We start from the raw sequence: 1,591 nt of genomic DNA on the forward strand, positions 1-1,591 counted from the left end.
TCTCCTCCCGGTCCACGACCTTCACCCGCTCCCGCGCCACCGGACCGGCCTCCGACGCCTGCACACCCAAGGACTTCTCGTGCTCATCCAGAGCATGCCAACCAGCCCACGTGGTGTACGGCACGCCGCGGGACTCGAGCAGCTCGATCACGGACTCCTCCGACGGCTCCTGAGCCCTCCACAGCCCCGGCTCGTCCTCGATCAGATGCTTGATCGTCTCCAAGGAGTCACCCTTGGTGTGCCCGATCAACCCCACCGGACCCCGCTTGATCCACCCCGAGGCATACAGACCCGGCACCGGGACACCGTCCGCGTCCAGCACCCGGCCTTCCGCATTCGGGATCACCCCACGCACCTCGTCGAACCCCACCCCCTCCACCGGGGACCCGAAATACCCCACCGCCCGGTAGACCGCCTGCACCGGGTAGTCCACCGTCTCCCCCGTCGGGCGGACCCCGCCGGAGCCGTCCAGCTCCATCCGACGCATCCGCAGGCCGTCCACCCGGCCGTCCCCGTCCTCGTCCAGGAACTCCTCGGGGGCCTGCAGGAAATGCAGATGCAGCCGACGCGAGGCGCTCTGCTGACGGTCCTCCTGCTCCATCAGCCAGTTCGTCAACGTCCCCACCATGGTGCGGACCTGGTTGTTCTCCTCGATCGCCTGCTCCGAGGCCTCATCGAAGTCGAAGTCCTCCTCGTACAGCACGATGTCCACATCCCGGGAATGGGCCAGCTCGCGCAGCTCGAGCGGGGTGAACTTCACCTGCGCCGGCCCGCGGCGGCCGAACACGTGCACGTCCGTGACCGGGGAGGCGGCCAGGTCCCGGTACACGTTGTCCGGGATCTCGGTGGGCAACAGGTCCTCGGCATGCTTGGACAGGATCCGGGCCACATCCAGGGCCACGTTCCCGTTGCCGATCACCGCCACCTGCGTGGCCTCCAACGGCCAGTGCCGCGGCACATCCGGGTGCCCGTCGTACCAGGCGGCGAAGTCCGCGCCCCCGAACGAGCCGGCCAGCTCCACCCCGGGCACGTCCAGGACAGCGTCCCGCACCGCCCCGGTGGAGAACACGATCGCGTCGTAATGCCGACGCAGATCCGCCAGGCTCAGATCCGTGCCGTAGTCCACATTGCCCAGGAAACGGATGTCCCCGCGGTCCATGACCTTGTGCAGCGCGTTCACGATGCCCTTGATGCGCGGATGGTCCGGGGCCACCCCGTAACGGATCAGACCGAACGGGGCCGGGTACCGGTCGAACAGGTCGATGCTGACACGGAAGTCCCGCTCCTCCTTGGTCAGGATGTCCGCCGTGTACACCCCGGCGGGTCCGGCACCGATGATGGCGATGCGCAACGGGCGGTCAGGCCTCGAGGACGAGGGGGTCAGGGTCATGCTCGTGCTCCTTCGGAGGTCGGGTTCAGGGTCAAGATCGGGGCAGGGATGCCGGCCGCAGGCGCGCCGGTGGCGTAGGGGCTCAGGCGCACGACGTCGCCCACGACGATCACGGCGGGGTTCTCCACACCGACGGCGGCCGCCTGCGCGGCGATGGTGTCCACCGTGCCCACGGTGACCCGCTGGTCCGGCATCCAGCCG

The 1,591-nt window shown here is 69.1% G+C and carries 2 protein-coding genes; both read right to left on the reverse strand.

The window, feature by feature from the left end:
* Positions 1-1,390, reverse strand: a 1,390-nt coding sequence (locus tag AB0N07_RS50740; RefSeq protein ID WP_365847757.1) for an FAD-dependent oxidoreductase, incomplete at its 3' end; no start/stop codon positions are given.
* Positions 1,387-1,591: hypothetical protein (locus AB0N07_RS50745; protein WP_365847759.1), on the reverse strand; the 205-nt coding region annotated here is incomplete at its 5' end. The genes AB0N07_RS50740 and AB0N07_RS50745, both read right to left, overlap by 4 nt.

It is taken from the genome of Streptomyces sp. NPDC051172 (assembly GCF_040682555.1).
Lineage (GTDB): Bacteria > Actinomycetota > Actinomycetes > Streptomycetales > Streptomycetaceae > Streptomyces.